Source organism: Pseudomonas sp. AA-38, from assembly GCF_029457475.1.
Lineage (GTDB): Bacteria > Pseudomonadota > Gammaproteobacteria > Pseudomonadales > Pseudomonadaceae > Aquipseudomonas.
In genome coordinates this window covers 4,636,624-4,658,836 of sequence record NZ_CP120359.1, presented here as the reverse complement: position 1 = coordinate 4,658,836, position 22,213 = coordinate 4,636,624, and the positions used below count along the sequence as shown (strand labels likewise).

At 64.4% G+C, this 22,213-nt stretch carries 22 protein-coding genes and 3 tRNA genes; 7 read left to right on the top strand and 18 right to left on the bottom strand.

The features are described 5' to 3' along the window. Positions 1–47: 47 nt before the first annotated feature. Together PVE35_RS21465 and PVE35_RS21460 are read right to left on the bottom strand one after the other, a co-directional pair. The gene (locus tag PVE35_RS21465) at positions 48–380 is read right to left on the bottom strand and encodes a PilZ domain-containing protein (protein WP_268179108.1); all 333 of its coding nucleotides are present in this window, start codon (positions 378–380) and stop codon (positions 48–50) included. Between the two features lie 152 nt (positions 381–532). Then, positions 533–2,860, bottom strand: coding sequence for a DUF1631 domain-containing protein (locus tag PVE35_RS21460; RefSeq protein WP_277372926.1), 2,328 nt, complete (start codon positions 2,858–2,860; stop codon positions 533–535). A 360-nt stretch (positions 2,861–3,220) separates the two neighbouring features. On the opposite strand from PVE35_RS21460, the gene PVE35_RS21455 reads away from it, so the two are divergent. The 3 genes from PVE35_RS21455 to PVE35_RS21445 all read left to right on the top strand — a co-directional run bounded on the left by PVE35_RS21455 (position 3,221) and on the right by PVE35_RS21445 (position 3,464). After that, positions 3,221–3,296: transfer RNA gene (locus tag PVE35_RS21455), tRNA-Asn, on the top strand. Positions 3,297–3,305: 9 nt separating this feature from the next. Continuing rightward, positions 3,306–3,382, top strand: a tRNA-Pro gene (locus PVE35_RS21450). Positions 3,383–3,388: 6 nt separating this feature from the next. Then, positions 3,389–3,464, top strand: a tRNA-Lys gene (locus tag PVE35_RS21445). 59 nt (positions 3,465–3,523) lie between these two features. On the opposite strand, the gene PVE35_RS21440 is transcribed toward PVE35_RS21445, so the two are convergent. The 5 genes from PVE35_RS21440 to PVE35_RS21420 form a co-directional block, all read right to left on the bottom strand. Continuing rightward, entirely contained in the window at positions 3,524–5,359 is a 1,836-nt protein-coding gene (locus tag PVE35_RS21440; protein WP_277374921.1) for a potassium transporter Kup, read from the bottom strand. 91 nt (positions 5,360–5,450) lie between these two features. Next, positions 5,451–6,752, bottom strand: coding sequence for an NAD(P)/FAD-dependent oxidoreductase (locus PVE35_RS21435; RefSeq protein ID WP_268179106.1), 1,302 nt, complete (start codon positions 6,750–6,752; stop codon positions 5,451–5,453). A gap of 63 nt (positions 6,753–6,815) precedes the next feature. Further along, complete coding sequence (locus tag PVE35_RS21430; RefSeq protein ID WP_268179105.1) at positions 6,816–6,989, bottom strand: DUF3094 family protein; 174 nt, start codon at positions 6,987–6,989, stop codon at positions 6,816–6,818. Positions 6,990–7,016: 27 nt separating this feature from the next. Then, complete coding sequence (locus PVE35_RS21425; RefSeq protein WP_277372925.1) at positions 7,017–7,532, bottom strand: MOSC domain-containing protein; 516 nt, start codon at positions 7,530–7,532, stop codon at positions 7,017–7,019. After that, on the bottom strand, positions 7,529–8,158 hold the full coding sequence (locus PVE35_RS21420) for a DUF1780 domain-containing protein (protein WP_268179103.1): 630 nt from the start codon (positions 8,156–8,158) through the stop codon (positions 7,529–7,531). The genes PVE35_RS21425 and PVE35_RS21420 overlap by 4 nt, the downstream gene beginning before the upstream one ends. Positions 8,159–8,258: 100 nt before the next feature. Here PVE35_RS21420 and PVE35_RS21415 point away from each other — a divergent pair, with 100 nt between their 5' ends. Both PVE35_RS21415 and PVE35_RS21410 read left to right on the top strand, forming a co-directional pair. Further along, on the top strand, positions 8,259–8,948 hold the full coding sequence (locus PVE35_RS21415) for an energy-coupling factor ABC transporter permease (RefSeq protein WP_268179102.1): 690 nt from the start codon (positions 8,259–8,261) through the stop codon (positions 8,946–8,948). A 101-nt stretch (positions 8,949–9,049) separates the two neighbouring features. Beyond that, entirely contained in the window at positions 9,050–9,265 is a 216-nt protein-coding gene (locus tag PVE35_RS21410; RefSeq protein ID WP_268179101.1) for a hypothetical protein, read from the top strand. A gap of 960 nt (positions 9,266–10,225) precedes the next feature. Here the strand turns inward: PVE35_RS21410 and yacG are convergent. The 6 genes from yacG to miaB all read right to left on the bottom strand — a co-directional run bounded on the left by yacG (position 10,226) and on the right by miaB (position 14,855). Then, entirely contained in the window at positions 10,226–10,420 is a 195-nt protein-coding gene (yacG, locus tag PVE35_RS21405; protein WP_268179100.1) for a DNA gyrase inhibitor YacG, read from the bottom strand. After that, the gene (gene coaE / locus PVE35_RS21400; protein WP_268179099.1) at positions 10,417–11,028 is read right to left on the bottom strand and encodes a dephospho-CoA kinase; all 612 of its coding nucleotides are present in this window, start codon (positions 11,026–11,028) and stop codon (positions 10,417–10,419) included. The genes yacG and coaE overlap by 4 nt, the downstream gene beginning before the upstream one ends. Positions 11,029–11,113: 85 nt before the next feature. Beyond that, positions 11,114–11,953 carry an HlyC/CorC family transporter gene (locus PVE35_RS21395; RefSeq protein WP_268179098.1) on the bottom strand — a complete coding sequence of 280 codons (840 nt, stop codon included), beginning with the start codon at positions 11,951–11,953 and terminating at the stop codon, positions 11,114–11,116. Between the two features lie 6 nt (positions 11,954–11,959). After that, entirely contained in the window at positions 11,960–12,439 is a 480-nt protein-coding gene (gene ybeY / locus PVE35_RS21390) for an rRNA maturation RNase YbeY (RefSeq protein WP_268179097.1), read from the bottom strand. Then, on the bottom strand, positions 12,432–13,424 hold the full coding sequence (locus PVE35_RS21385) for a PhoH family protein (RefSeq protein WP_268179096.1): 993 nt from the start codon (positions 13,422–13,424) through the stop codon (positions 12,432–12,434). Before PVE35_RS21385 ends, ybeY begins: the two co-directional genes overlap by 8 nt. Positions 13,425–13,511: 87 nt before the next feature. After that, the gene (gene miaB, locus PVE35_RS21380) at positions 13,512–14,855 is read right to left on the bottom strand and encodes a tRNA (N6-isopentenyl adenosine(37)-C2)-methylthiotransferase MiaB (protein ID WP_277372924.1); all 1,344 of its coding nucleotides are present in this window, start codon (positions 14,853–14,855) and stop codon (positions 13,512–13,514) included. A gap of 264 nt (positions 14,856–15,119) precedes the next feature. On the opposite strand from miaB, the gene PVE35_RS21375 reads away from it, so the two are divergent. Further along, positions 15,120–15,443 (top strand): DUF1820 family protein, encoded by a 324-nt coding sequence (locus tag PVE35_RS21375; RefSeq protein ID WP_013717157.1) that lies wholly within the window; start codon positions 15,120–15,122, stop codon positions 15,441–15,443. Between the two features lie 92 nt (positions 15,444–15,535). Here PVE35_RS21375 and PVE35_RS21370 read toward each other — a convergent pair whose 3' ends face one another. The 5 genes from PVE35_RS21370 to PVE35_RS21350 form a co-directional block, all read right to left on the bottom strand. Beyond that, entirely contained in the window at positions 15,536–16,084 is a 549-nt protein-coding gene (locus tag PVE35_RS21370) for a tetratricopeptide repeat protein (protein WP_268179093.1), read from the bottom strand. A 106-nt stretch (positions 16,085–16,190) separates the two neighbouring features. Beyond that, entirely contained in the window at positions 16,191–16,823 is a 633-nt protein-coding gene (locus PVE35_RS21365; protein WP_277372923.1) for a hypothetical protein, read from the bottom strand. Next, positions 16,823–18,112: a glutamate-1-semialdehyde 2,1-aminomutase gene (gene hemL / locus PVE35_RS21360; RefSeq protein ID WP_277372922.1), complete on the bottom strand. Its 1,290-nt coding sequence runs from the start codon at positions 18,110–18,112 to the stop codon at positions 16,823–16,825. Before hemL ends, PVE35_RS21365 begins: the two co-directional genes overlap by 1 nt. A 22-nt stretch (positions 18,113–18,134) precedes the next feature. Next, positions 18,135–18,758 (bottom strand): thiamine phosphate synthase, encoded by a 624-nt coding sequence (thiE, locus tag PVE35_RS21355; RefSeq protein ID WP_277372921.1) that lies wholly within the window; start codon positions 18,756–18,758, stop codon positions 18,135–18,137. Further along, positions 18,755–19,552, bottom strand: a complete 798-nt coding sequence (locus PVE35_RS21350; protein WP_277372920.1) for a hydroxymethylpyrimidine/phosphomethylpyrimidine kinase — start codon at positions 19,550–19,552, stop codon at positions 18,755–18,757. Before PVE35_RS21350 ends, thiE begins: the two co-directional genes overlap by 4 nt. A gap of 254 nt (positions 19,553–19,806) precedes the next feature. Between PVE35_RS21350 and PVE35_RS21345 the strand changes: the two genes are divergently transcribed. Beyond that, on the top strand, positions 19,807–22,200 hold the full coding sequence (locus PVE35_RS21345) for a hybrid sensor histidine kinase/response regulator (RefSeq protein WP_268179088.1): 2,394 nt from the start codon (positions 19,807–19,809) through the stop codon (positions 22,198–22,200). Positions 22,201–22,213: the final 13 nt, after the last annotated feature.

Here is a 22,213-nt window from a genome sequence, read left to right as displayed (position 1 = left end):
ACCGGTTGCGGGGATCATAGTTGTTGCGCACGGCTTATCCTGTGTCCTCAGAGCTTAGCCAGCAGGCTCTCCAGCGCTCGGGCCTGATCCTCGGACAGGTCGATGATATGAAAGCCTGCCCAGCAATGCTGGTTGTCCGCCCCTGGCCGGCTCCACAGGCAATCGGCGCCCAGGCGCACTTCATCGAATCGCTCGTTGCCAGCCTGGCACACCAGACGACATTGGCAGACGGCATCGGCTGCCAGTGGAGTGTCGCTGAACAGCATGAAGCCATCTATCGACAGGTCGACGACACGGCCCAGGCGCAGCCCCGTATTGACATCGAAGACCTCCAGTTGCAGCTCGGTGCCGTGACGGCTGTGTCGGCGACGTTCTTGCATGTGGGCTCCTAGCAGGCTGTTGAAAAACTATCTACGTTGCCATTGCTGCGTTAAAAGCAGGCTCAAAATGCTCATTTACAGCTCGTAAACTCCGCTTTTTCGCCTGTTTTTGCCTTGCACTGGCTGCCTCGCCTACGCTTTTCAACGGCCTGCTAATGAGGCTCGGCCGCGCGCCCGGTAAAGCGCTGCAGCACCCGGTAAATGGCGGTAAGGGCACGATCCATCAGGGGCGTGGCATGCTCGGGAGGAAGGATACGCGCCAGGCCCTGTTCCATCTCGCAGGCCAGCAGGGTCAACGGCTTGACCGCCACGCGCTGGCCCTGATGGTCGACGAACATGTAGTTGTGCGTCGTCGGGCTGAACCAGGACAGCTTGAGCAGGCGGCGCTGGCCATTGCTGACGAACTCGAACCAGGTGCCGAACTCGAGCTTGGCCAACTCCTGGCTCAAGGCTTGCGCTCGGGGCGAGAGTTCCGCTCTGGGCGGTGCCTGGCGCGCCAGGTCGGCGTCTTCGCCGAGCATGGCCCCCAGCGGGCTCTGTGGCAGGTTCGGTTTGAGCTGGGCGGCCAGTTGCGGCTGCCTGGCTTGCACGGCGTGCTGGCAGGCCACCAGATCCTGCAACAGGCGACGGATGCCGTCCTCGTGATAGCCGCCGAGCAGCTCCAAGCCTTTGCGCAGGTCGCTTAGTAATGGGATGCGCAGCTCCTGCAAGCGCTGGCGCTCGGTCTCGGGCAGCGGGGTGCCGCTCCAGGCCAGTTGCTCGGCCACTTCGCAAGCGCGTTGCCATTCTTCACTGCGTTCGCCATGGCGCAGCAGGCCGAAGACCAGCACATCGGCCCAGGTCAGCTCGAGGAAGTTGCGGATGATCAATGGCAGGTCACGCTGCGCAACGCTCTGCTGGATCACCCCAAGCGCCCGTTCGCGGGCGGCCAGCAGGCGGTCACGGCCCTTGGCCGCCTCCACCGCCCGGCGCTCGCGCAGCTCCATCTTGTGGCGCAGGGTGTCGGCGTACTCATTGAATTCACGCAGCAGTTCGTCGAACAAGGCCAGGTCGCCGGTGAAATCCTGGATGACCCGCTCCACCACCCAGCGCATCTTCGCCAGCAGGCCGTGTTCCTCAACCTCGTTGGCATGCAGCACGCCGGCCTGGGCCATGGCATTGAGCAGGCGCCGGGCTGGATGATCGTGGCGGGTGAACAGCGCCTTGTCCTGCAGGGCGATCTTCAGATAGGGCGTGTGCAGGTGCGACAGGGCGGTCTTGCAACTGTCCGGCAGGTTGCCGTCGTCGAGGATGAAGTCGAACAACATGCCCACCAGGTCGATCACGTCGGCTTCCTGGTCGGCCACCTTGCTCTGCTGGGCTCGCGCGCTGTGCGTGGCCAGTTGCGCTTGCAGTGCGGCCTTGAGCCCTTCTACCGGCTGCGGCTTGTGCAGGCGTTGCGCCAGCTCCTGCGCCGATTGCCGCTGCATGCGGTTGAGGGCCTCGAGCAGCTCGCTTGCGCTGTAGGTGCGGCTGGCGCTACGTGGGGAGAAGCTGGTGATGCTGGGGGTACCGCCGAGCAGCGGTTGCTCGGGGTTCTGCCGGCGATGCTCGCCCAGCAGGCTGGCCAGGCCGCTGAACAGCGCGCCCGGGTCGCTGGGCGGTGGTGCGTTGAGGTCGAGCATGCCGGCGACCGTGGTCGGGGCGCTGGCGCTCTGGCCGCCGGGCGTCGGCGCGGCCACTGGCGTCTGCTCGGCTGGCGCCGGTGGCGGCGTTTCGGGCTGCGATCCGCTGGGGCTGATGCGCGCACGGTACTTGAGGTTGGGCAGGATATCGGCGTCGATCAGGCGCTGGTTCAGGGCCTCGTACAGGTCGTCCAGGCCGTGCATCACGTGGCGGTCGAAGAGGGTGTAGAGGACGGTCTTGATCTGCAGCGGAAAAGGGCAGGGCGCCAGCGCCTGGCGGAAGGCCTGGGCAATGGCCTGCGGGCCGAAGGGGTTGCTGTCCTCGTCGAGTTTCTGGCCATTGTTGAGCAGGGCCAGGCGTTGATCCAGGGCGAACAGGGCTTGGCTGCAGCGTGCCTTGACGCGGCTGGCCATGTTGGTCACCAGCAGGCTTTCTTCGTAATCCTCGTTCTGCACCAGGGTCAGGTGCTCGGCGTCCAGTTCCGTCGGGGCGATGGTCTGCAGCTTGCCTTCGAGGAAGTCGGCGAGGTTGTGTGTGACGTACTGATGATAGCGGCGCTCGATCTGCGCTCGCTGGCGGCGGATTTCCCGCATGTTGTCGAAGAACAGCGTCTGTACGCTGTTGTTCTCGGCTTTCTCGGCGCACTCGAAGAGGGTGTCGTCGACCTGGCCGAAGACCCCGTTCAGGTGTTCGGCCAGGCGATTCATCACCAGCTTGCGACAGGCCTGCGCCAGATCACCGAAGCGCGGCTGTATGCCTCGGCTGGCGAGGTTGATCACCTTCGGCTGACTCGGCGGCTTGTCCTGAGTGCTCATGGACGATCCTGAAAGCTGTGCGTGCGGCCCTTTGCCGACAGTAGGGCACCTCTAAAAACTACCTACGTAGCCATCGCGGCGTTAAAAACAGGCTCGTGCGCGAGTCCGATCAGAATGCTCATTTACAAAACGTAAACTGCGCTTCTTCGCCTGTTTTTGCCCTGCGCTAGCTGCCTCGCCTACGTTTTTAGAGGTGCCCAGTGCGCGGCAATGCTCTCCAGTGTAGTCGATATGCCCGACGCAAGGCATTGTCATAAAAGCAGTTTGTGGGGGTTGACAGGGGTAATTTGCTGCGTAAAATGGCGCGCCTCTGAAGCGGTAAAGCAAAAGCCGAAACGCCAAGAGATGGAAGACCGAAGTTCCGCGATAGCTCAGTCGGTAGAGCAAATGACTGTTAATCATTGGGTCCCTGGTTCGAGTCCAGGTCGCGGAGCCAACTTCCTAACGGGGTATAGCGCAGTCCGGTAGCGCGCTTGCTTTGGGAGCAAGATGTCGGGAGTTCGAATCCCCCTACCCCGACCATTTTTAGGGTCGTTAGCTCAGTTGGTAGAGCAGTTGGCTTTTAACCAATTGGTCGTAGGTTCGAATCCTACACGACCCACCATATAGAACGACGAAGCCCGCCCTGTGCGGGCTTCGTCGTTTCTGGCTCTTGTCTTCGTGTCAGATTTCCACCTGGGTGCCCAGCTCGATCACCCGGTTCAGCGGCAGGTTGAAGAAGCGCAGGCTGCTGTTGGCGTTCTTGATCATGAAGGCGAACAACAGCTCGCGCCAGCGCGCCATGCCGGTACGGGGGCTGGCGATCACGGTTTCGCGGCTGAGGAAGTAGGTGGTGTGCATCGGCGTGAAGTCCACCGCCTCGTCCTGGCATAGTGCCAGGGCGCGTGGCACGTCCGGGCGTTCGCTGAAGCCGAAATGCAGGATCACCCGGTAGAAGCCCTCGCCATGTTCGTGCATCTCCAGGCGCTGGCTCGGGGCGACGCGGGGGCTGTCTTCGGTGACCACCGTGAGCAGCACCACACGTTCGTGCAGCACCTGATTGTGCAGCAGGTTGTGCAGCAGGGCGTGGGGTACGGCATCCACGCGTGCGGTGAGGAACACCGCGGTACCACGCACGCGTAGCGGCGGCTGGCGGCTGATGCTGTCGATGAAGGTGGCCAGCGGCAGGGCGTTTTCCAGCAGACGTTCGACGAGGATTTCCTTGCCGCGCTTCCAGGTGATCATGAGGGTGAACAGAATCACCCCGGCGATCAACGGGAAGGCGCCACCGGCGACGATCTTCGGCAGGTTGGCGGCGAAGAACAGGCTGTCCACCAGCAGGAAACCGAGCAGCAGCGGGATCGACAGCCACTTGGGCGTCTTCCACAGCAGCAAGACCACCGCCGCCGCCAGCAGGGTGGTGATTAGCATGGTGCCGGTCACCGCCACGCCGTAGGCCGAGGCCAGTGCGCCGGACGAGCCGAAGCCCAGCACCAGCAGCACCACGCCGATCATCAAGGCCCAGTTCACCGCACCGACGTAGATCTGCCCCTGCTCGGTTTCCGAGGTGTGCTGCACGAACATGCGCGGCACGTAGCCGAGCTGGATGGCCTGGCGGGTCAGGGAGAAGGCGCCGGAGATCACCGCCTGCGAGGCGATCACCGTGGCCAGGGTCGACAGCAGCACCATCGGCAGCAAAGCCCAGCCAGGTGCCAGGCGGAAGAAGGGGTTGTGCGCCACCTCCGGGTCGCTGAGGATCAGCGCGCCCTGGCCCAGGTAGTTGAGCAGCAGGCCCGGCAACACCAGGTAGAACCAGGCGCGGGCGATGGGTTGGCGACCGAAGTGGCCCATATCGGCGTACAGCGCCTCGGCACCGGTCAGCGCCAGCACCACGGCGCCGAGTATGGTCACGCCGATGCCCGGGTGGGCGATGAAGAAGTGTACGCCCCAGTAAGGATTGAGGGCGCGCAGGACTTCGACGTGTTGGGCGATGCCGTAAATCCCGAGGCCAGCAAGGGTGAGGAACCAGACCAGCATCACCGGCCCAAAGAGAATGCCGATGCGCGCCGTGCCGTGTTTCTGGATCAGGAACAGGCTGATCAGGATGACCAGGGCCAGCGGCACGATCCAGCTATCGATGCCATCGAACGCCACCTCCAGCCCTTCCACCGCCGAAAGCACCGAGATGGCCGGGGTGATCATGCTGTCGCCGAAGAACAGCGCGGCGCCAAACAGGCCGAGCAGCAGCAGGATGCGGCGCAGGCGCGGATAGTCGCGGGCGGCGCGTTGGGCCAGGGCGGTGAGCGCCATCACGCCGCCTTCGCCGTCGTTGTCGGCACGCAGGATGAACAGCACGTACTTGATCGACACCACCCACACCAGCGACCAGATGATCAGCGACAGCACGCCGAGCACGCCGTCGTGGTTGGCTTGCACGCCGTAGCTGAACACTTCGCGCAGGGTGTACAGCGGGCTGGTGCCGATATCGCCATAGACCACGCCGGTGGCGGCGATGAGCAGGGCCAGGGCGGACTGAGGTGAAGCCGACGAATTGTCGTTAGCCAAGTGAGCTGTCCTGAAAGTGGGCATCCCTGCCCAGTGTAGATGGCCTCTAGTGCAGCTTGAGGCGTGGTTCGGTACTGCGTCCGATGCGGTCGCTGAGCATCAGCAGGGCCGTGCGCAGCGGGCCGTACAGGGCCATCTGGTGCATGCGGTAGAGCGACACGTAGAACATCCGCGCCAGCCAGCCTTCGAGCATCACGCTGCCGGTGAGGTTGCCCATCAGGTTACCCACGGCGGAGAAGCGTGACAGCGAGATCAGCGAGCCGTAGTCGCGATAGCGATATTCCGGCAGCGGGCCGCCGACCAGCTTCTGGCGCAGCGATTTCACCAGCATCGAAGCTTGCTGATGCGCGGCCTGGGCACGTGGCGGGACATTGCGCCCCTCGCTGCCAGGCTGCGGGCAGGCCGCGCAGTCACCGAAGGCGAAGATGTCATCGTCCAGCGTGGTCTGCAGGGTCGGGCGCACCAGCAGTTGGTTGATGCGGTTGCTTTCCAGGCCGTCGAGCGCCTTGAGAAAGCCCGGCGCACGAATGCCGGCGGCCCAGACCTTGAGGCTGGCCTTGATGAACTGGCCATCGGCGGTCTTCAGACCATCGGCCGTGACCTCGCTGACGGCGGCACCGGTCAGCACGGTGACGCCCAGCTTCAGCAGCGTCTGGTGCACCGGGGCGGCGATGCGTTCGGGCAAGGCGGGCAAAACGCGCGGGCCGGCTTCGATAAGGGTGATGCGCATGTCTTCCGGGCGAATCCGGTTCAGGCCATAGGCCGCCAGTTGCTGCGCGGCGTGGTGCAGCTCGGCGGCCAGCTCGACGCCAGTGGCGCCGGCGCCGACGATGGCCACGTCGATCTGCGTACCCTGGGCCTGCTCGTTGGCGTGGGCGCGTAGGTAATGACTCAGGAGCTGGCGATGGAAGCGTTCGGCCTGCGCACGGGTGTCGAGGAACAGGCAGTGCTCGGCGGCGCCCTGGGTGCCGAAGTCGTTGGTGGTGCTGCCGACTGCGATCACCAGGCTGTCATAGGCGATCTGCCGTTCGGGCATCAGCACCTTGCCGTCTTCGTCCAGCGTCGGCGCCAGGGTGATGGTCTTGCCGGCGCGATCGAGGCCGGCCATGCGCCCGAGCTGGAACTCGAAGTGGTTCCACTTGGCCTGGGCCACGTAGTTCAGCTCGTCTTCCGAGGAGTTCAGCGAGCCGGCGGCGACTTCGTGCAGCAGCGGTTTCCAGATATGGGTCAGGTTGGCGTCGACCAGAATGACGCGCGCGGCGCCGCTCTTGCCGAGTTTTCTACCCAGGCGGGTAGCCAGCTCCAGGCCGCCGGCGCCGCCGCCGACGATCACGATGCGATGGGTCATGGTGAATGCTCACAAGGCTTTGAAAAAGACGTTGCGAGTCGAGCCGGGCGAGTGCGGGGCAGCTCATAGCACCAGTCGACTCAGAAGACGGCTGAGAATGCCCAGGCCGATGACCACCAGCAGGATGAAGGCCAGCAGGCGCCAGACCCGGAAGGGTGGGCGTTCGACCTGGTGCTGGGGGGTGCTCAGATACTGGTCGACCTTTTGCTGGTCGTCGGGGCTAAGGCGGCTGGTCATCGGGGCCTCTCTGATATGGCGGCCATTCTAGGCTTGGCCGGTGGTATTGGCGAGTATAGGTCCCAGGCTTTGCACCGCGTCGCCCTGGCGAATGATGCCGCCCTGCACCACCCGTGCGGTAATGCCCCCGTGTCCGCGCATGGCCTGGAAGGTGCCTTTGCCCAGGCGGGCTTCCAGCTTGGCGCAGGGCTGGCACCAACCCGTGGTCTCGAAAATCGCCTGGCCGATGCGAAAACGCCGGCCCTTGAGGCTGAACAGGTTGATGCCGGCCACGGCGATATTGCGCCGCAGTTCGCTCGGCTGCAGGGGCGCGTCACGGCCGAGCAGGGCGCCGACCACCGCCAGGTGCTCCCACTGGATCAGCGTCACCTGTCTGGCGTTGCGCGGGCCGGGGCGGCTGTGGTCACCGGTCAGGCCTGCCTGCAGACGGCTTTCCACCACCTCCACTTCAAGCATCGGCGCGCCGCGTTGCGGGCGCACGCCGAGCCAGCGCACCTGACCGATCTGCGGCACCTCGGCGAGCAGTTCCGGCAGCGTATTCACAGGCCGATCCCGACGTCGAACAGCAGGCTGCGCCCCAGGTTCTGGCGCAGGAAGTCCGGGGCGTCCGGGTGGGCGAACAGCACACGAGCGAAGCGCGGGCCGACCATCGACAGCGAGCGCCAGCCCTGGCGCAGGTATTCGGTGGGCGGCGGGAAGAAGCTGTTGCAGTCCAGCTCGGCGCGCTTGAGGCTGACGAAGGCGACCAGATCCAGCTCGCCCAGGTCGATGCCGCGCTCCTGGTAGTTATGCGCCTTCTTGCGCAGCGTCGGCGCCAGGCGTGCTTGCAACTCACTGGCGGGGATGCGCTTGGGGCGCGCCTCGCGCCGCACCAGTTGGCTGAGGGAAAAGGCGCTGCGGCGGCGTTCCAGCTCGGCGCGCCATTCATCGTTGAGGCGGCGGCCTTCGTCGAGCACGAAGAACACCTCGAAGTTGGCGTCACGGAACAGCACGTCCGGCGGCTCCTGGCCGCTGGGGGTGAAGTCTTCGCTGCGCTGGCGCACGTTCAACGCCTGCAACAGACGCTGGCAGACCCAACGCTCACGCTCCCACTTCTTGGCGTTGGAGAGAAAGGCGTTGGCCTGTTCGGCTTGATGGGTGAGCAATCGCAGATAGTCTGAATCGTCCATGGCGCCAGCTTAGCCGCATGCCGGGGCGTCATGCCAGCGTCGGCAGCGCAAGCACCTCGGTGTAGACTGCGGGCGCGATGAACGAATGAGAGGGCCATGCATGATCGCTTCCAACCTGCTGGCGTTCAGCACCTTGTTGGTGGGCTGGCTGATCTACTTGCCGGTGCTGCTCTGGGCCGTGCTGCGTGCGCCCTGGCTGGAGCTGTTCAGCGATCTGCGCCGTCAGCACCTGCTGTTTGGCACCATGCTTGGCCTGTTCCTGCTGTGGCTGGTGCGCCGCGACTTCGATTCCGGCCTGTCCTATCACTTCATCGGTATGACCGCCGTGACCCTGCTGCTGGACTGGCCGCTGGCCATCCTCGCCGGCCTGGCGGCGCAGCTCGGCCTGTTGCTGATGGGGCGTCTGGATCTCGCCGCACTGGGCGTCAACGGCATCCTGCTGATCCTGCTCCCCGTACTGATCACCGAGTTGTGCGCGCTGTACGTCGAGCGCCGGCAGCCGCGCAACCTGTTCGTCTACATCTTCTGCTGCGGCTTCTTTCCGGCGGCGCTGGCCACCCTGGTGACGCTGCTCAGCGGCCTGGCGCTGTTGTGGATGGACGGGCTGTTCCCCATGCCGCCCTGGCTCGAAGACTTCGCCGGCTACCTGTGGCTGGTCATTTTCCCCGAGGCCTTCATCAACGGCACCGTGGTCACGGCCCTGGTGGTGTTCTACCCGGACTGGCTGGAAACCTTCAATCGCAGCCGCTACCTGCAGGCGCCCTGGAAGGACAACGAGCGTGATGGCTGATCGGTCTTCATCAGCTTGCTGAATGCAGGGTTTCGTGTTGATCCGTGTCAAGTGTGTCGCTGTCGCTGGCGCCATCCTGTGGCAAAGCGCAGGAGGTGATCATGGGGATTCATGCATGGGCGAGGGCGGCATTGCAGGCCGACCTGCAGGCCGCTGAAGAGCAGGGTTTCGACAGGCTGCTGGTGCTGCGCACGCTGCTCAGCGAAGTGGTGCAGATGAACAAGGCGCAGCGCGAGGCGCAGGAGCTGGCGCATGAGCTGCAGTTTCTTGCCGATAATCTTGATGATGAGCGGGAGTATGTCTTTATGCGGCCGTAGGGCCTGTCCATCTCTTGGTAGGGATGTAGATATAAGCTCTTTGCGGGGTTACGGGTTTATACCGGACTGGCAAGTTTGTGTGTTGTTCTTGGTGTTCAAGCTGATTATCGGTGTTCTGCTGAAAGCTCCCGTTTCGCCCCCCGGCGACCTTCTTTTGTCAAACGCCACAAAAGAAGGCAAAAAGGCTTGGCCTCGCCATCCGGCCCCGGCTTCGCCGGGGTTCGTTACTCGCTTCGCTCGCCCTGCGGGCCAGCCTTCGGCTGTTACTCCGCTTCGCTCCATCGTCGCTCCGAGGGTCGGCTTACAAGGGCCGTCCCTGGCCCTTTAAGCCTCTCGCGACATCCATGCCGCTCGCCCCTCTGCGCAACGATTGCGCTCTCCCTCCTGAAGGGGCCATTCGCGCGCCTGAACGAACAGGTATACCAGGTTAGTCCTGCGTGCTCTGGCGGCTGTGAAGTCGCGATGTGGCTGTCGAATTAAACCAATACTTTCATTCGTACAGTTTCACTCACTTGAATAGTTTGCCGGCCTGCGGCCGGCATTCTGGTCAGCCCTAAGGCTGACCTCATATTCAAGCACTCCGTACTACTTCTGGGTTACCTCGGGCTCAGGCGCGTGCAGAGCCCGCCCAGGAGGGCGAACGGAGTCGTCGTGGAAGAGGTCGAGCGACATGGATGTCGCGAGAGCCACGATGGGCCAGGGATGGCCCACCGTGGCGGGCCTCTGGAGCGGCGATGGAGTGAGCGAACCCTCGCGCAGCGAGGGCCGGATGATCGGGCGGAAGGTTTTGGTTACTTTGCCCGCAAAGTGACTCGCCCGGGAGGGCGAAACCAAAGACATCAGCAGAATGCCGATAATCAGCTTGAACACCGAAAACAACCGAGACCAGCACACAAACTTGCCAGCCCTGTATCAATACCCCACAAGGCTGTTGCATGCACTCTAGCGGGTGTGCGCCGCTCAGTGCGGCCTGGTCGGCAGATCACCGCTGAACAGCTCATCTTCCAGATCGTTGCCAGGAATGGCGTGCTCTTCGGCCGCCCAGGCCCCCAGGTCGATCAGCTTGCAGCGTTCGCTGCAGAACGGCCGATAGGTACTCTCGGCTTTCCATTCCACGGGTGCGCCACAGGTCGGGCATTGAACGAGGGTGGTCATGCTTGGCCTCCACGCAGGGTCAGATAAAAGTCATGCAGGCGCTCGACCTCGCGATCCAGCCAGGCCAGATCACGGTCGTTGCACAGCACGTCGTGGGCATGGCGCAGGCGCTCTTCGCGGCTGGCCTGTGCCTGCAGAATGGCGCGCACCTGCTCTTCGTTGGCACTGTCGCGGGCCATGGTGCGTTCGATCTGCAGTTCTTGCGGCACATCCACTACCAGCACCCGGTCGGTCAGGCGATGCTGGCCGGACTCGATCAGTAGCGGCGACATCAGAATCGCGTAGGGCGACTCGGCACGGGCCAGCACCTGCACGATCTCCTGGCCGATCAGCGGGTGCAGCAGGGCTTCCAGCCAGCGCCGCTCTTCAGGGGCGGCGAAGATGCGCTGGCGCAGGGCGGCGCGATCCAGCGTGCCGTCGGCCTGCAGGATGTCCGCGCCGAAGTGCTCGACGATTTTCGCCAGCGCCGGGCGGCCCGGCTCGACCACCCAGCGTGCGGCATGGTCGGCGTCCACTGTGTGCACGCCGCGGTCGATGAAGGCCTGGGCGACGGCGGTCTTGCCGCTGCCGATGCCGCCGGTCAGGCCGAGAATCCAGGGTTTCATCACGAGGTTGCGATCCCGTTGCTGCTCAAGGGCGCGATTGTAGGGGGGATTGCCCGAGGACGCGAACGTCGCGCCTCGGGCCGGAGGCTCAGCGGCTGACTGGGGTCAGGCGCAGCAGGTGGATGCGCCGGCTGTCGGCGTTGAGCACACGGAAGCGGAATTCGCCGATCTCGGTGACTTCGTTGCGCTTGGGCAGATGGCCGAAAGCGTTCATCACCAGGCCGCCGACGGTGTCGTACTCGTCGTCGGAGAACTGGCTGTCGAAGGCCTCGTTGAAGCTGTCGATGGGGGTCAGCGCCTTGATCAGGTAGTCGCCGGAGGGCAGCGGCTTGATGTAACCGTCTTCCTCGACATCGTGCTCGTCCTCGATGTCGCCGACGATCTGCTCCAGCACGTCTTCGATGGTCACCAGGCCGGCGACGCCGCCATATTCATCGATCACCACGGCCATGTGGTTGTGGTTGGCGCGAAACTCGCGCAGCAGCACGTTGAGGCGCTTGGACTCGGGCACGAAGGTGGCCGGGCGCAGCAGATCCTTGATGTTGAAGTTGGGCTGGTCGCCCTGCAGGATCAGCGGCAGCAGATCCTTGGCCAGGAGGATGCCGATGACGTCGTCGAGGCTTTCACCTATCACCGGGTAGCGCGAGTGGGCCGCCTCGATGATGGCCGGGAGGAACTCCTGCGGCGTCTGGCTGGCCTTGATGCTGATCATCTGCGAGCGCGGCACCATGATGTCGCGTACCTGCAGGTCGGCGACCTGAATGGCGCCTTCGACGATGCTCAGCGCTTCGCTGTCGAGCAGTTTGTTCTGGTGGGCTTCGCGCAGGACTTCCAGTAGTTCCTGGCGGTTTCTCGGCTCATGAGCAAAAGCCTGGGTCAGCTTGTTGAACCAGGACTTCTGCTCGTTGCTCGATCGGTCTTCGCTCATGGCGTTTTACTCGGGGTCCTTTTCATTAGGAGGTTCGTCACCGGCATAAGGGTCGGGATGACCCAGTTCGGCGAGCAATTGTCGTTCCAGATCTTCCATCTCGAGGGCTTCGTCTTCCTCGATATGGTCATAGCCCAGCAGGTGCAGGCAGCCGTGGATCACCAGATGTGCCCAGTGCGCTTCCAGTGCCTTGCCTTGTTCGGCCGCTTCGCGCTCGACTACCGGCACGCAGATCACCAGGTCGCCCAGCAGCGGGATGTCGAGAATCCCATCGGGAATCTCGGCGGGGAAGGACAGGACGTTGGTGGCGTAGTCCTTGTGCCGCCAGGTGTGGTTCAGCTCGCGGCCTTCGGCTTCGTCGACCAGGCGGATGGTCAGCTCCGAGTCGGCTGTGCGCTGGCGCAGGGCCAGTTCGCACCAGCGGCGCAGTTGCGCCTCGTCCGGGTGCTGGCCGTCAGTGGCCAGTTGCAGGTCGAGTTCAAGCATCCTTGTTCTCGACCTTGGCGTTCACACGGGCATCGTGGCGCTCGTACGCTTCGACGATGCGCTGCACCAATGGGTGGCGCACCACGTCCTTGGGTTGGAAGTGGGTGAAGCTGATGCCCGGCACGTCGCGCAGTACTTCGATGACGTGGGCCAGGCCACTCTTGGTGCCGCGCGGCAGGTCGACCTGGGTGATGTCGCCGGTGATCACGGCGGTGGAGCCGAAACCGATACGGGTGAGGAACATCTTCATCTGCTCGACGGTGGTGTTCTGACTCTCGTCGAGAATGATGAAGCTGTTGTTAAGCGTGCGGCCGCGCATGTAGGCCAGCGGCGCGATCTCGATCACCTGCTTCTCGATCAGCTTGGCCACGTGGTCGAAGCCGAGCATTTCATACAGAGCGTCGTACAGCGGGCGCAGGTAGGGGTCGATCTTCTGCGCCAGGTCACCGGGCAGGAAACCGAGTTTCTCGCCGGCTTCCACCGCTGGGCGCACCAGCAGGATGCGCCTTACCTGCTCGCGCTCCAGCGCGTCCACCGCGCAGGCCACGGCCAGGTAGGTCTTGCCGGTACCGGCGGGGCCGATGCCGAAGTTGATGTCGTTGTCGAGGATCGCCTTGACGTAGCGCTGCTGGTTGGCGCCGCGCGGCTTGATCACGCCCTTGCGCGTGCGCAGGGTCACCTGCGGCGCATTGCTGGGGTTGACCAGCTCCTCGACGCCGGACTCCTGCAGGTACAGGTGCACCAGGTCGGGCGACAGCTCGGTGGCTTTGGTTTCGCGGTACAGCTTGCGCAGCAGGGTCTCGGCAGCCTGGGCCTTGTCGGCACTGCCGAGCATCTCGAACTGATTGCCACGGTTGCGGATTTCCAGACCGAGGCGCTCTTCGATCAGGCGCAGGTGCTCGTCGAACTGGCCGCAGAGGTTGGCGAAACGGTGGGCCTCGAAGGGCTCGAGGGTGAAGCGATGAGGTTCTAGGGAAGCGTTCAAGGTGATGGTGTGATCGTCACTTGTCTGGGTATGGAAAGGCAGCATAACGCCGGGCGCCGACAACGCAAAGTGGGGGCGCCCGCGACGTTAGTGGAGGGTGTCCGTATCCAGCAGGGTGCCGCGCAGCGAATGGGGCAGGGCATCGTCGATATGCACGTCGACGAACTGGCCGATCAGGCGTGGATTATCACAGCGGAAGTTGACGATGCGGTTCTGCTCGGTGCGGCCCTGGAGCATGCCGGGGTCTTTCTTCGAGTAGTCGCTGACCAGGATGCGCTGCACCGTGCCGACCATGCGTCGGCTGTTCTCGAAGCCGTTCTGGTTGATGCGGTGCTGGAGCAGGGCCAGGCGCTGCTTCTTCACCTCTTCCGGGGTGTCGTCGACCAGATCGGCGGCCGGGGTGCCCGGGCGCGAGCTGTAGATGAAGGAGAAGGAGAAGTCGAAACCGACGTCCTCGATCAGCTTCATGGTCTGCTCGAAATCCTTCTCGGTCTCGCCGGGGAAGCCGACGATGAAGTCCGAGCTGATCAGGATGTCCGGCACGGCGGCGCGCAGCTTGCGGATGCGCGACTTGTACTCCAGCGCGGTGTGGTTGCGCTTCATCGCCGCGAGAATGCGGTCGGAGCCGGACTGCACCGGCAGGTGCAGGTATTTCACCAGCTGCGGAATCTCGGCGTGAGCCTGGATGATGGCGTCGGAGAACTCCAGCGGGTGGCTGGTAGTGTAGCGGATGCGCTCGACGCCATCGAGCGCGGCCACGGCATGCAGCAGCTCGGCGAAGTCGGCGATATGGCCGTCCGGGGCTTGCCCGCGATAGCCGTTGACGTTCTGCCCGAGCAGGGTGACTTCCTTCACGCCCTTCTCGGTAAGGGAGGTGATTTCCATCAGCACGTCGACCAGCGGGCGGCTGACTTCCTCGCCACGGGTGTAGGGCACCACGCAGAAGGTGCAGTACTTGCTGCAGCCCTCCATCACCGAGACGAAGGCGCTGGGGCCGTCGACGCGTGGCTCGGGCAGGCGGTCGAACTTCTCGATCTCGGGGAAGCTGATGTCCACCTGGGCGGTCTTGGTCACGCGCGCGGCGTCGATCATTTCCGGCAGGCGGTGCAGGGTCTGCGGGCCGAATACCACGTCGACATAGGGTGCGCGGTCGCGGATCGCCGCGCCTTCCTGGCTGGCCACGCAGCCGCCGACGCCGATCACCAGATCCGGGTTTGCCTGCTTCAGCTCACGCCAGCGGCCGAGCTGGGAGAACACCTTGTCCTGCGCCTTCTCGCGGATCGAGCAGGTATTGAGCAGGATCACGTCGGCTTCTTCGGGTTTTTCCGTGACCTCCAGGGCCTGATGCTCGCCCAGCAGGTCGACCATGCGCGAGCTGTCGTACTCGTTCATTTGGCAACCGTGGGTTTCGATATAGAGCTTCTTGGTCATGGCACTGTCTGAGGTGGTTAAAAAATGACCGCGCATTATAGGGGAGCGGCGGGCGACAGGCTACAAGCTTCAGGCCGCAGGCAAGCGCACAAAACCGTAGTCGGGTAGCCCGGATGCAATCCGGGGGCTTGCGCCGTTCATTCCCGGATTGCATCCGGGCTACGCTTGCTTGCAGTTTGCAGGGGGCGGCCATCCGTCTTGCAGCTTGCAGCTTCCGACCTTGTGCTATCCTGCGCGCCCCGTTTTTCCTGCCTTCGAGTCTTCATGAGCAAGCGTGATCCCATCTACAAGGTGATTTTCCTCAACCAGGGCCAGGTGTACGAGATGTATGCCAAGCAGATCTACCAGAGCGATCTTTGGGGCTTTCTGGAGGTGGAGGAGTTCGTCTTCGGTGAGCGCAGCCAACTGGTGGTCGACCCCAGCGAGGAAAAGCTCAAGGCGCAGTTCGAGGGCGTGGTGCGCAGCTTCGTGCCGATGCACGCGATCATCCGTATCGACGAGGTGGAGCGCCTGGGCACGGCGAAGATCAGCGAGGCCAAGGGCGGCGGCAACGTGATGCCGTTCCCCATGCCGATGCCGGACAAGTAAGCGACAAGCTGCAAGCCATAAGCTTCAAGCTGGCTAGGTGCATGTCTTGGCTTTTACTTGCTGCTTGAGGCTTGCAGCTTGCGGCTGCTCTTTCAGGGCAAGGGCGCGAAAGGTGAGCGGCTTTCGGCGGTCTGCAATTCCAGCAGGTAGCTGCGGAAGATCTGCCCCAGCACCTGGGTGGCGATTTCCAGTTCGTCTCGACGCATCTGCGCCGACACCAGGTCGGCGGTGTCCATGGCTTCGTCCGAGCCGTTGACCGAGGCCATCTTCAACACGATGTAAGCCTGCACGTTGTTGGCCGGTACGCCTTCGCCACGGAAGAACATGGTGCCCAGGCGCAGTTGCGCTTCGGCATGGCCCTGCAGCGAGGCGCGCTCGAACCAGCTCAGCGCCTGCTTGAGGTCGCGCGGGGTGCGCTTGCCGTCGTAGTAGTACTCACCCAGATCAAAGGCGGCCTGAACGTTGCCGCTGCGCGCCATCTCCTGGCAACTGGCAAGGGCTTCGGGCATGTCTTCGGCTGGGCCGCTCAGGGCACAACTGCCGGTCGCCGGGATCAGCAGTGAGTTGCCGCCTGCGAACGCAAACAGCGGGAGGAAAAGCAACAGGCAGCCCATGGACAGGCTGCGGCCGGTGCGAGTCATCTGAATAACGGTGCCTCAGCGGTTCGGGGCGGGTTACGGGCCCGGCCGGCGCGATACGTGCCGACCGATGCATTATGGAATAAACCGCGCGCTTGTTACAAAGCCTTTACCGCACCGGGTTGCGGGCGCTCCCCGGCAGGCTCAGCAGTAGCCAGGCCAGCAAGGGGTAAGCCGCTGCAAGCAGCAGGTGGTACAGGTCGACACGGCGCAGCGGCCCGATCACGCCCTCGCTGCCCACCGCCAGGCCAGCCAGCAGCAACAGGCCCACCACGGCGGCTGCAGTAATCGCGGGGGTACGGCGTGGCCACTGCAGCGCACCGGCATAGAGGATCAGCGCCAGCGTCGCCAGATGCAGCGCCAGGCGATAGTCCTCCAGATGGCCGAACTGGCGGAACAGCTCGAAGAAGGCGCACAGCCCGAGGACGATGCGCCCCCAGTTCGGCCGGCTCCAGGCCCAGCCACGGCCCAGTGCCAAGGCGGCGGCGCCGAGCAGCGGCAGGCCGAGAAAGGCGCTGGCCTGGGAGAGCCACAGGTGCGCGGCCTGCCAGCTCGGGTCGAGGCCGTAGCGAATCACGCCGACACTGGCCGCTGCCGCCGGCAGCAGGAAACCGAGCAGGGCGCAGAACAGCGCCGGCTGATCGCCCTCGCCATGCCGCCTGCGTGCCCGAGCAATCAGCCAGGCGCAGGTGGCGCAAGCCAGGGCCAGCAAGGCATCGCTGAAGGCGGTGCTGTACTGCATCAGGCTTTTTTCAGCTCGGCGAAGGCGCGCTCGGCAGCGGCGAAGGTGATTTCCAACTCCTTGTCGCCATGGGCGATGGAGGTGAAACCGGCCTCGAAGGCGCTCGGTGCCAGGTATACGCCGCCGTCCAGCATCAGGTGGAAGAAGCGGTTGAAGCGCGCGCTGTCGCTGGCCATCACGTCGGCGAAGGTGACGATGTCGTCGGCGCCGCTAAAGTACAGGCCGAACATGGCACCGGCCTGGGTGGTGACGAAGGGAATGCCGGCGGCATCGGCGCGTTGTTGCAGGCCATCGAGCATGCGTGTGGTGTAGTCGCTCAGCTCGGCGTGGAAGCCAGGACGGCTGATCAGCTTGAGGGTGGTCAGGCCGGCGGCCATGGCCAGCGGGTTACCCGACAGGGTGCCGGCCTGGTACACCGGGCCGAGCGGGGCGATGCACTCCATGATCGCGCGCTTGCCGCCGAAGCAGCCGACCGGCATGCCGCCACCGATGATCTTGCCGAAGGTGGTCAGATCCGGGGTGACGCCGTAGTGCGCCTGGGCACCACCGAGGGCGACGCGGAAGCCGGTCATCACTTCGTCGAATATCAGCACCACGCCATGCTTGTCGCACTGCTCGCGCAGGCCTTCGAGGAAACCCGGCGCCGGCGGCACGCAGTTCATGTTGCCGGCCACCGGCTCGACGATGATGCACGCCACTTCCTTACCGACCTGCGTCAGGCATTCGGCCACGGCGTCGATGTCGTTGAACGGCAGGGTCAGGGTGTGCTTGGCGAAGGCCGCCGGCACGCCAGCGGAGTTCGGCACGCCCTGGGTCAGGGCGCCAGAGCCGGCCTTGACCAGCAGGCTGTCGGAGTGACCGTGGTAGCAGCCCTCGAACTTGATGATGCTGTCGCGGCCGGTGTAGCCACGGGCCAGGCGGATGGCGCTCATGGTCGCCTCGGTGCCGGAGCTGACCATGCGCACCATCTCCATCGACGGCACCAGCGAGCACACCAGCTCGGCCATCTCGGTTTCCAGCGCGGTCGGCGCGCCGTAGGACAGGCCATGCTCCAGTTGCCGGCGCACCGAGTCGAGCACGTCCGGGTGGCTGTGGCCGAGGATCATCGGGCCCCAGGAGCCGACGTAATCGACGTAGCGCTTGTCGTCTTCGTCCACCACATAGGCGCCTTCGGCGTGCTTGAAGAACAGCGGCGTGCCACCGACGCTGCGGAAGGCGCGCACCGGTGAGTTGACGCCGCCGGGGATGTGCTTCTGGGCGTAGGCGAAGAGGATTTCGGAACGGGACATGACAGGTTCTCTCTGCAAAAGGTCAATCGAACAGCGCGGCAAAGGCGCGGGCGCGGTCTTCCACCTCAAGGGCGGAGTCCGCAGCGAACAGGGCGTGGATCACCGCGACCAGGCTGGCGCCGTGGGCGATCAGGCCGGGGGCGGTGTCCAGGGTCACGCCGCCGATGGCAACGATGGGCTGGGCAAAGCGTGCGCGGGCCTGATCCAGCAGCTCCAGGGTGGCAGCCGGCGCGCCGGGCTTGGTGTGGGAATTGAAGAAGCGGCCGAAGGCGATATAGCTGGCGCCTTCGACGACGGCACGTTCGGCCAGCTCTAGCTGGGCATGGCAGGTGCCGCCGAGCACCACATCTGCGCCGAGGTGGGCGCGGGCGGCGGCCAGCGAGCCGTCGCTCTGGCCCAGGTGCAGGCCGACGCCCAGGCGCGCGGCCAGTTCCAGGTCGTCGTTGATGATCAGCGTGGCGTCGTGGCGCTGGCACAGCTCGGCCAGGGCCTGGGCTTCATCGAAACGGCGCACGGCATCGGCGGACTTGTCGCGGTACTGCAGCAGACGCGCGCCGCCGCTCAGCGCCGCTTCGGCGTAGGGCAGCAGCTTGCCGCCGGCCAGCAAAGGCGTATCGGTAATGGCGTAGAGGCCGCGAAGATTCATGCACCGAAATCCAAAGGCAAGCGGCGTGGCACGTACTGGCCGTGGCCGGGTTGCTCGGCATCGCGCAGGGTGCGCCAAGTGTAATCCAGGGCACTGTTCACGGCGCTGACCAGTTCTTCGCCCAGGGCCAGGCGACCGGCCAGGGTGCTGGCCAGGGTGCAACCGGAGCCATGGTAGCTACCGGGCAGGCGCGCGCAGGTGAAGGTATGACGGCTGCCATCGCGGCTGTACAGGCGGTTGTGCACTTCGGCTTCGTCGCCATGGCCGCCGGTGATCAGCAGGTGCTCGATATAAGGCAACAGCTTTTCGGCGCATTCATCCGCGCTGCCTTCCGGCAGTTCGGCGAGGATGCGCGCTTCCGGCAGGTTCGGCGTGGCGATGGTGGCGGCGGCGAACAGGCGTTCGCGCATGGCATAGCCGACATCGTCCTTGCCCAGCGAACCGCCACCACCGGCGCGCAGTACCGGGTCGCAGACCAGCGGCACGCCCGGCAATTGGCTCATCACTTCGAGCACGGTGTCGACCATGTCCACCGAGCCGAGCATGCCCAGCTTGACGGCGGCCACGGGCATGTCGGCGATCACGGCACGGGTCTGGGCCAGCACCCAGCCGCGGTCGAGTACGCGAAAATCGCTGACATTCACCGTGTCCTGCACGGTCAGCGCGGTCACCGTCGGGGCGGCGTGGCAGCCCTGGGCGAGCAGGGCTTCGATATCGGCCTGCAGGCCGGCACCACCGCTGGGGTCGTGACCGGACATGCACAGCACTACGGGGCGAAAGTTTGGCGTTTTCATGGTGCGCGAGCTTATCACTAACAGGCCGTTGAAAAACGTAAGCGAGGCAGGCTGGCCTAGGCAAAAACAGCCGATTAACCGTTGTTGCAGGCCGCTGCTGTGACGCTGTCCGGCAGAAAAGTGGGTCGAATCTGGCCAAGTGCCCAGGCAGCCCCTAGAGTAGTGCGTTTCGTTTATCAAGTTTCCCTGGCGCAGCGATACGGGCGGTGGAGTCACGCACTCCCGCTGGCGCTCGACAGGCTTCGTGGGGTCGTATGGGTCGCCTGTTCCTGCTCGTGTTGAGCCTGGTTCTTTCTTCGTTCGTCGCTGCAGCCACCTTCGACGAGCAGATGCGCGCGCTGCCGCTGGGGCAGAGCATCTATGTGTTCGAGGACGTGCGCGGTGACGCCAGCATCGACGATATCGTCTCGCCAGCGCTGGAGCGCAGCTTCATCCAGCATGATCAGTCCGTGCTCAATGCCGGTTACTCGCGCTCGGTGTTCTGGTTACGCCTGGATCTGGAGTATCGGCCGCAGCAGTCGAGCGGCCCGCGTTCCTGGTTGCTGGAGCTGGCCTACCCGCCTCTCGACCATGTGGAGCTCTACGAGCAGGAAGGTGGCGGACGTTTCCATCTGACCCAGCGCACGGGCGATGCCCTGCCATTCGACAGTCGCCAGCTCCGCCAGAACAACTACCTGTTCGAGCTGCTGTTGCACCCCGGTGAGCCCAAGCGCCTGTACCTGCGTCTGGAGAGCCAGGGGTCGATCCAGGCGCCGCTGACCCTGTGGGCACCCAACGCTTACCTGGAAGACCAGCCAGGGCGCATCTACGTGCTCGGCATCATCTACGGCGTGCTGCTGGTGATGCTGGTGTACAACCTGTTCATCTACCTCAGCGTGCGTGACACCAGCTACCTCTACTACATCCTCTACATCGCTTCGTTCGGCCTGTATCAGGTGTCGGTCAACGGTGCCGGCATCGAGTACTTCTGGCCCAACAGCCCCTGGTGGGCCAATGCCGCCACGCCCTTTTTGATCGGTTCGGCGTCCTTGTTCGGCTGCCAGTTCGCCCGCAGCTTCCTGCACACCGCCGAGCACAGCCCCTGGGTCGACCGCGGGCTGATGTTGCTGATGGCCTGTGGTGCGACGGTGATGGTGCTGGCACTGACCATCAGCTACGCCACGGCGCTGCGCCTGGCCACCTACCTGGCGCTGTGTTTCACCGTGCTGATCTTCGCCGCCGGCATCCTGGCCTGGCTGCGCGGCATGCGCGTGGCGCGTTACTTCATCTTCGCCTGGACGGCCTTCCTAGCCGGTGGCGCGATCAACACACTGATGGTGCTGGGTTATCTGCCCAACGTATTCCTCACCATGTACGCCAGCCAGATCGGTTCGGCCATCGAGGTCGGTCTGTTGTCGTTGGCGTTGGCCGACCGTATCAACGCGATGAAGGAAGAGCGTGCGCGGATCCTCCAGGATGCCAGCCACAAACTCGAAGCGCTGAACCAGGAGCTGGCCGACAGCAACCGCTTCAAGGACGAGTTCCTCGCCACCGTCACCCATGAGCTGCGCACGCCGATGAACGGTGTGATCGGCTCGCTGGAACTGATGCAGACGGTGAAGATGGATGTCGAGCTGGAGCAGTACCAGAAGACCGCTGCCGCCTCGGCGCGCGACATGATGCGCATGGTCAACGACATCCTCGCGCTCACCGAGCTGCAGGCCGGCAAGCTCTACCCACGGCGGCAGGTCTTCAGCCTGCGTAGCCTGTTCGATGACCTGCGCGCGCAGTACGCCCCCCGGGCCGAAGACAAGGGCCTGGTGTTCCATCTGAGCCTCGACGACAGCCTGCCGGACGTTGTCGAAGGCGACGCCGACAAGCTGGCCCAGGCCCTGGGTTACCTGCTGGACAATGCCATCAAGTTCACCCACGAAGGTGAGGTTCGCCTGCAGGTCATGGCCGCTGGCCGGGCGGGGGACAGCGTGCCGCTCAGGGTTCAGGTCAGCGACACCGGCATTGGTTTCGACCCTGACCAGGACATGCTCTACCAGCGCTTCCGCCAGATCGATGGTTCCATGACGCGCAAGTACGGCGGCCTCGGCATCGGCCTGGCATTGTGCAGGCAACTGGTGGATCTGCTCGGCGGCAGCCTGGAGCATCATTCCGTGCCAGGACAGGGCAGTCGCTTTCTCGTCGAGGTGCCTCTGACGCAGCCGCAGCAGGTGGCTGGCAGCGTACCGCGCCCGGCGCGTGGCCCGGTGGGCAAGGCCGTGCGCACGCCACAGCAATGCACGGTACTGGTAGTCGAGGACAATGCCATCAACCAGTTGGTGACGCGCGGCATGCTGCTCAAGCTCGGCTACCGCGTGCGCACTGCCGACAACGGCGCCGATGCCCTGGAACTACTGCGCAACGAACGGGTGGATGCCGTACTGCTGGACTGCCAAATGCCGATCATGGATGGCTTCGCTACCTGCCGCGCGTTGCGCACGCTGCCAGGCTGTGCTGAGGTGCCGGTGCTGGCGATCACTGCCCATAGCCACAGCGGCGACCGCGAACGCTGCCTGGCGGCCGGCATGAGCGACTACCTGGCCAAGCCGGTGAAGTTCGACGAGTTGCGCGTGCTGCTGCATGACTGGGTGCTGTGCCGCGCCCCGGCGAACGCCTGACCCCTGCGTCCAA

Excerpts from the sequence above, each read along its gene's own strand:
- PVE35_RS21365 (WP_277372923.1), bottom strand. The coding sequence starts at position 16,823 with ATGCAGTACAGCACCGCCTTCAGCGATGCCTTGCTGGCCCTGGCTTGC.
- PVE35_RS21350 (WP_277372920.1), bottom strand. The coding sequence starts at position 19,552 with ATGAAAACGCCAAACTTTCGCCCCGTAGTGCTGTGCATGTCCGGTCAC.
- PVE35_RS21420 (WP_268179103.1), bottom strand. The coding sequence starts at position 8,158 with ATGGACGATTCAGACTATCTGCGATTGCTCACCCATCAAGCCGAACAG.
- PVE35_RS21415 (WP_268179102.1), top strand. The coding sequence starts at position 8,259 with ATGATCGCTTCCAACCTGCTGGCGTTCAGCACCTTGTTGGTGGGCTGG.
- PVE35_RS21410 (WP_268179101.1), top strand. The coding sequence starts at position 9,050 with ATGGGGATTCATGCATGGGCGAGGGCGGCATTGCAGGCCGACCTGCAG.
- PVE35_RS21465 (WP_268179108.1), bottom strand. The coding sequence starts at position 380 with ATGCAAGAACGTCGCCGACACAGCCGTCACGGCACCGAGCTGCAACTG.
- hemL (WP_277372922.1), bottom strand. The coding sequence starts at position 18,112 with ATGTCCCGTTCCGAAATCCTCTTCGCCTACGCCCAGAAGCACATCCCC.
- PVE35_RS21430 (WP_268179105.1), bottom strand. The coding sequence starts at position 6,989 with ATGACCAGCCGCCTTAGCCCCGACGACCAGCAAAAGGTCGACCAGTAT.
- thiE (WP_277372921.1), bottom strand. The coding sequence starts at position 18,758 with ATGAATCTTCGCGGCCTCTACGCCATTACCGATACGCCTTTGCTGGCC.
- ybeY (WP_268179097.1), bottom strand. The coding sequence starts at position 12,439 with ATGCTTGAACTCGACCTGCAACTGGCCACTGACGGCCAGCACCCGGAC.
- PVE35_RS21370 (WP_268179093.1), bottom strand. The coding sequence starts at position 16,084 with ATGACTCGCACCGGCCGCAGCCTGTCCATGGGCTGCCTGTTGCTTTTC.
- PVE35_RS21395 (WP_268179098.1), bottom strand. The coding sequence starts at position 11,953 with ATGAGCGAAGACCGATCGAGCAACGAGCAGAAGTCCTGGTTCAACAAG.
- miaB (WP_277372924.1), bottom strand. The coding sequence starts at position 14,855 with ATGACCAAGAAGCTCTATATCGAAACCCACGGTTGCCAAATGAACGAG.
- PVE35_RS21345 (WP_268179088.1), top strand. The coding sequence starts at position 19,807 with ATGGGTCGCCTGTTCCTGCTCGTGTTGAGCCTGGTTCTTTCTTCGTTC.
- PVE35_RS21375 (WP_013717157.1), top strand. The coding sequence starts at position 15,120 with ATGAGCAAGCGTGATCCCATCTACAAGGTGATTTTCCTCAACCAGGGC.
- yacG (WP_268179100.1), bottom strand. The coding sequence starts at position 10,420 with ATGACCACCCTCGTTCAATGCCCGACCTGTGGCGCACCCGTGGAATGG.
- PVE35_RS21435 (WP_268179106.1), bottom strand. The coding sequence starts at position 6,752 with ATGACCCATCGCATCGTGATCGTCGGCGGCGGCGCCGGCGGCCTGGAG.
- PVE35_RS21460 (WP_277372926.1), bottom strand. The coding sequence starts at position 2,860 with ATGAGCACTCAGGACAAGCCGCCGAGTCAGCCGAAGGTGATCAACCTC.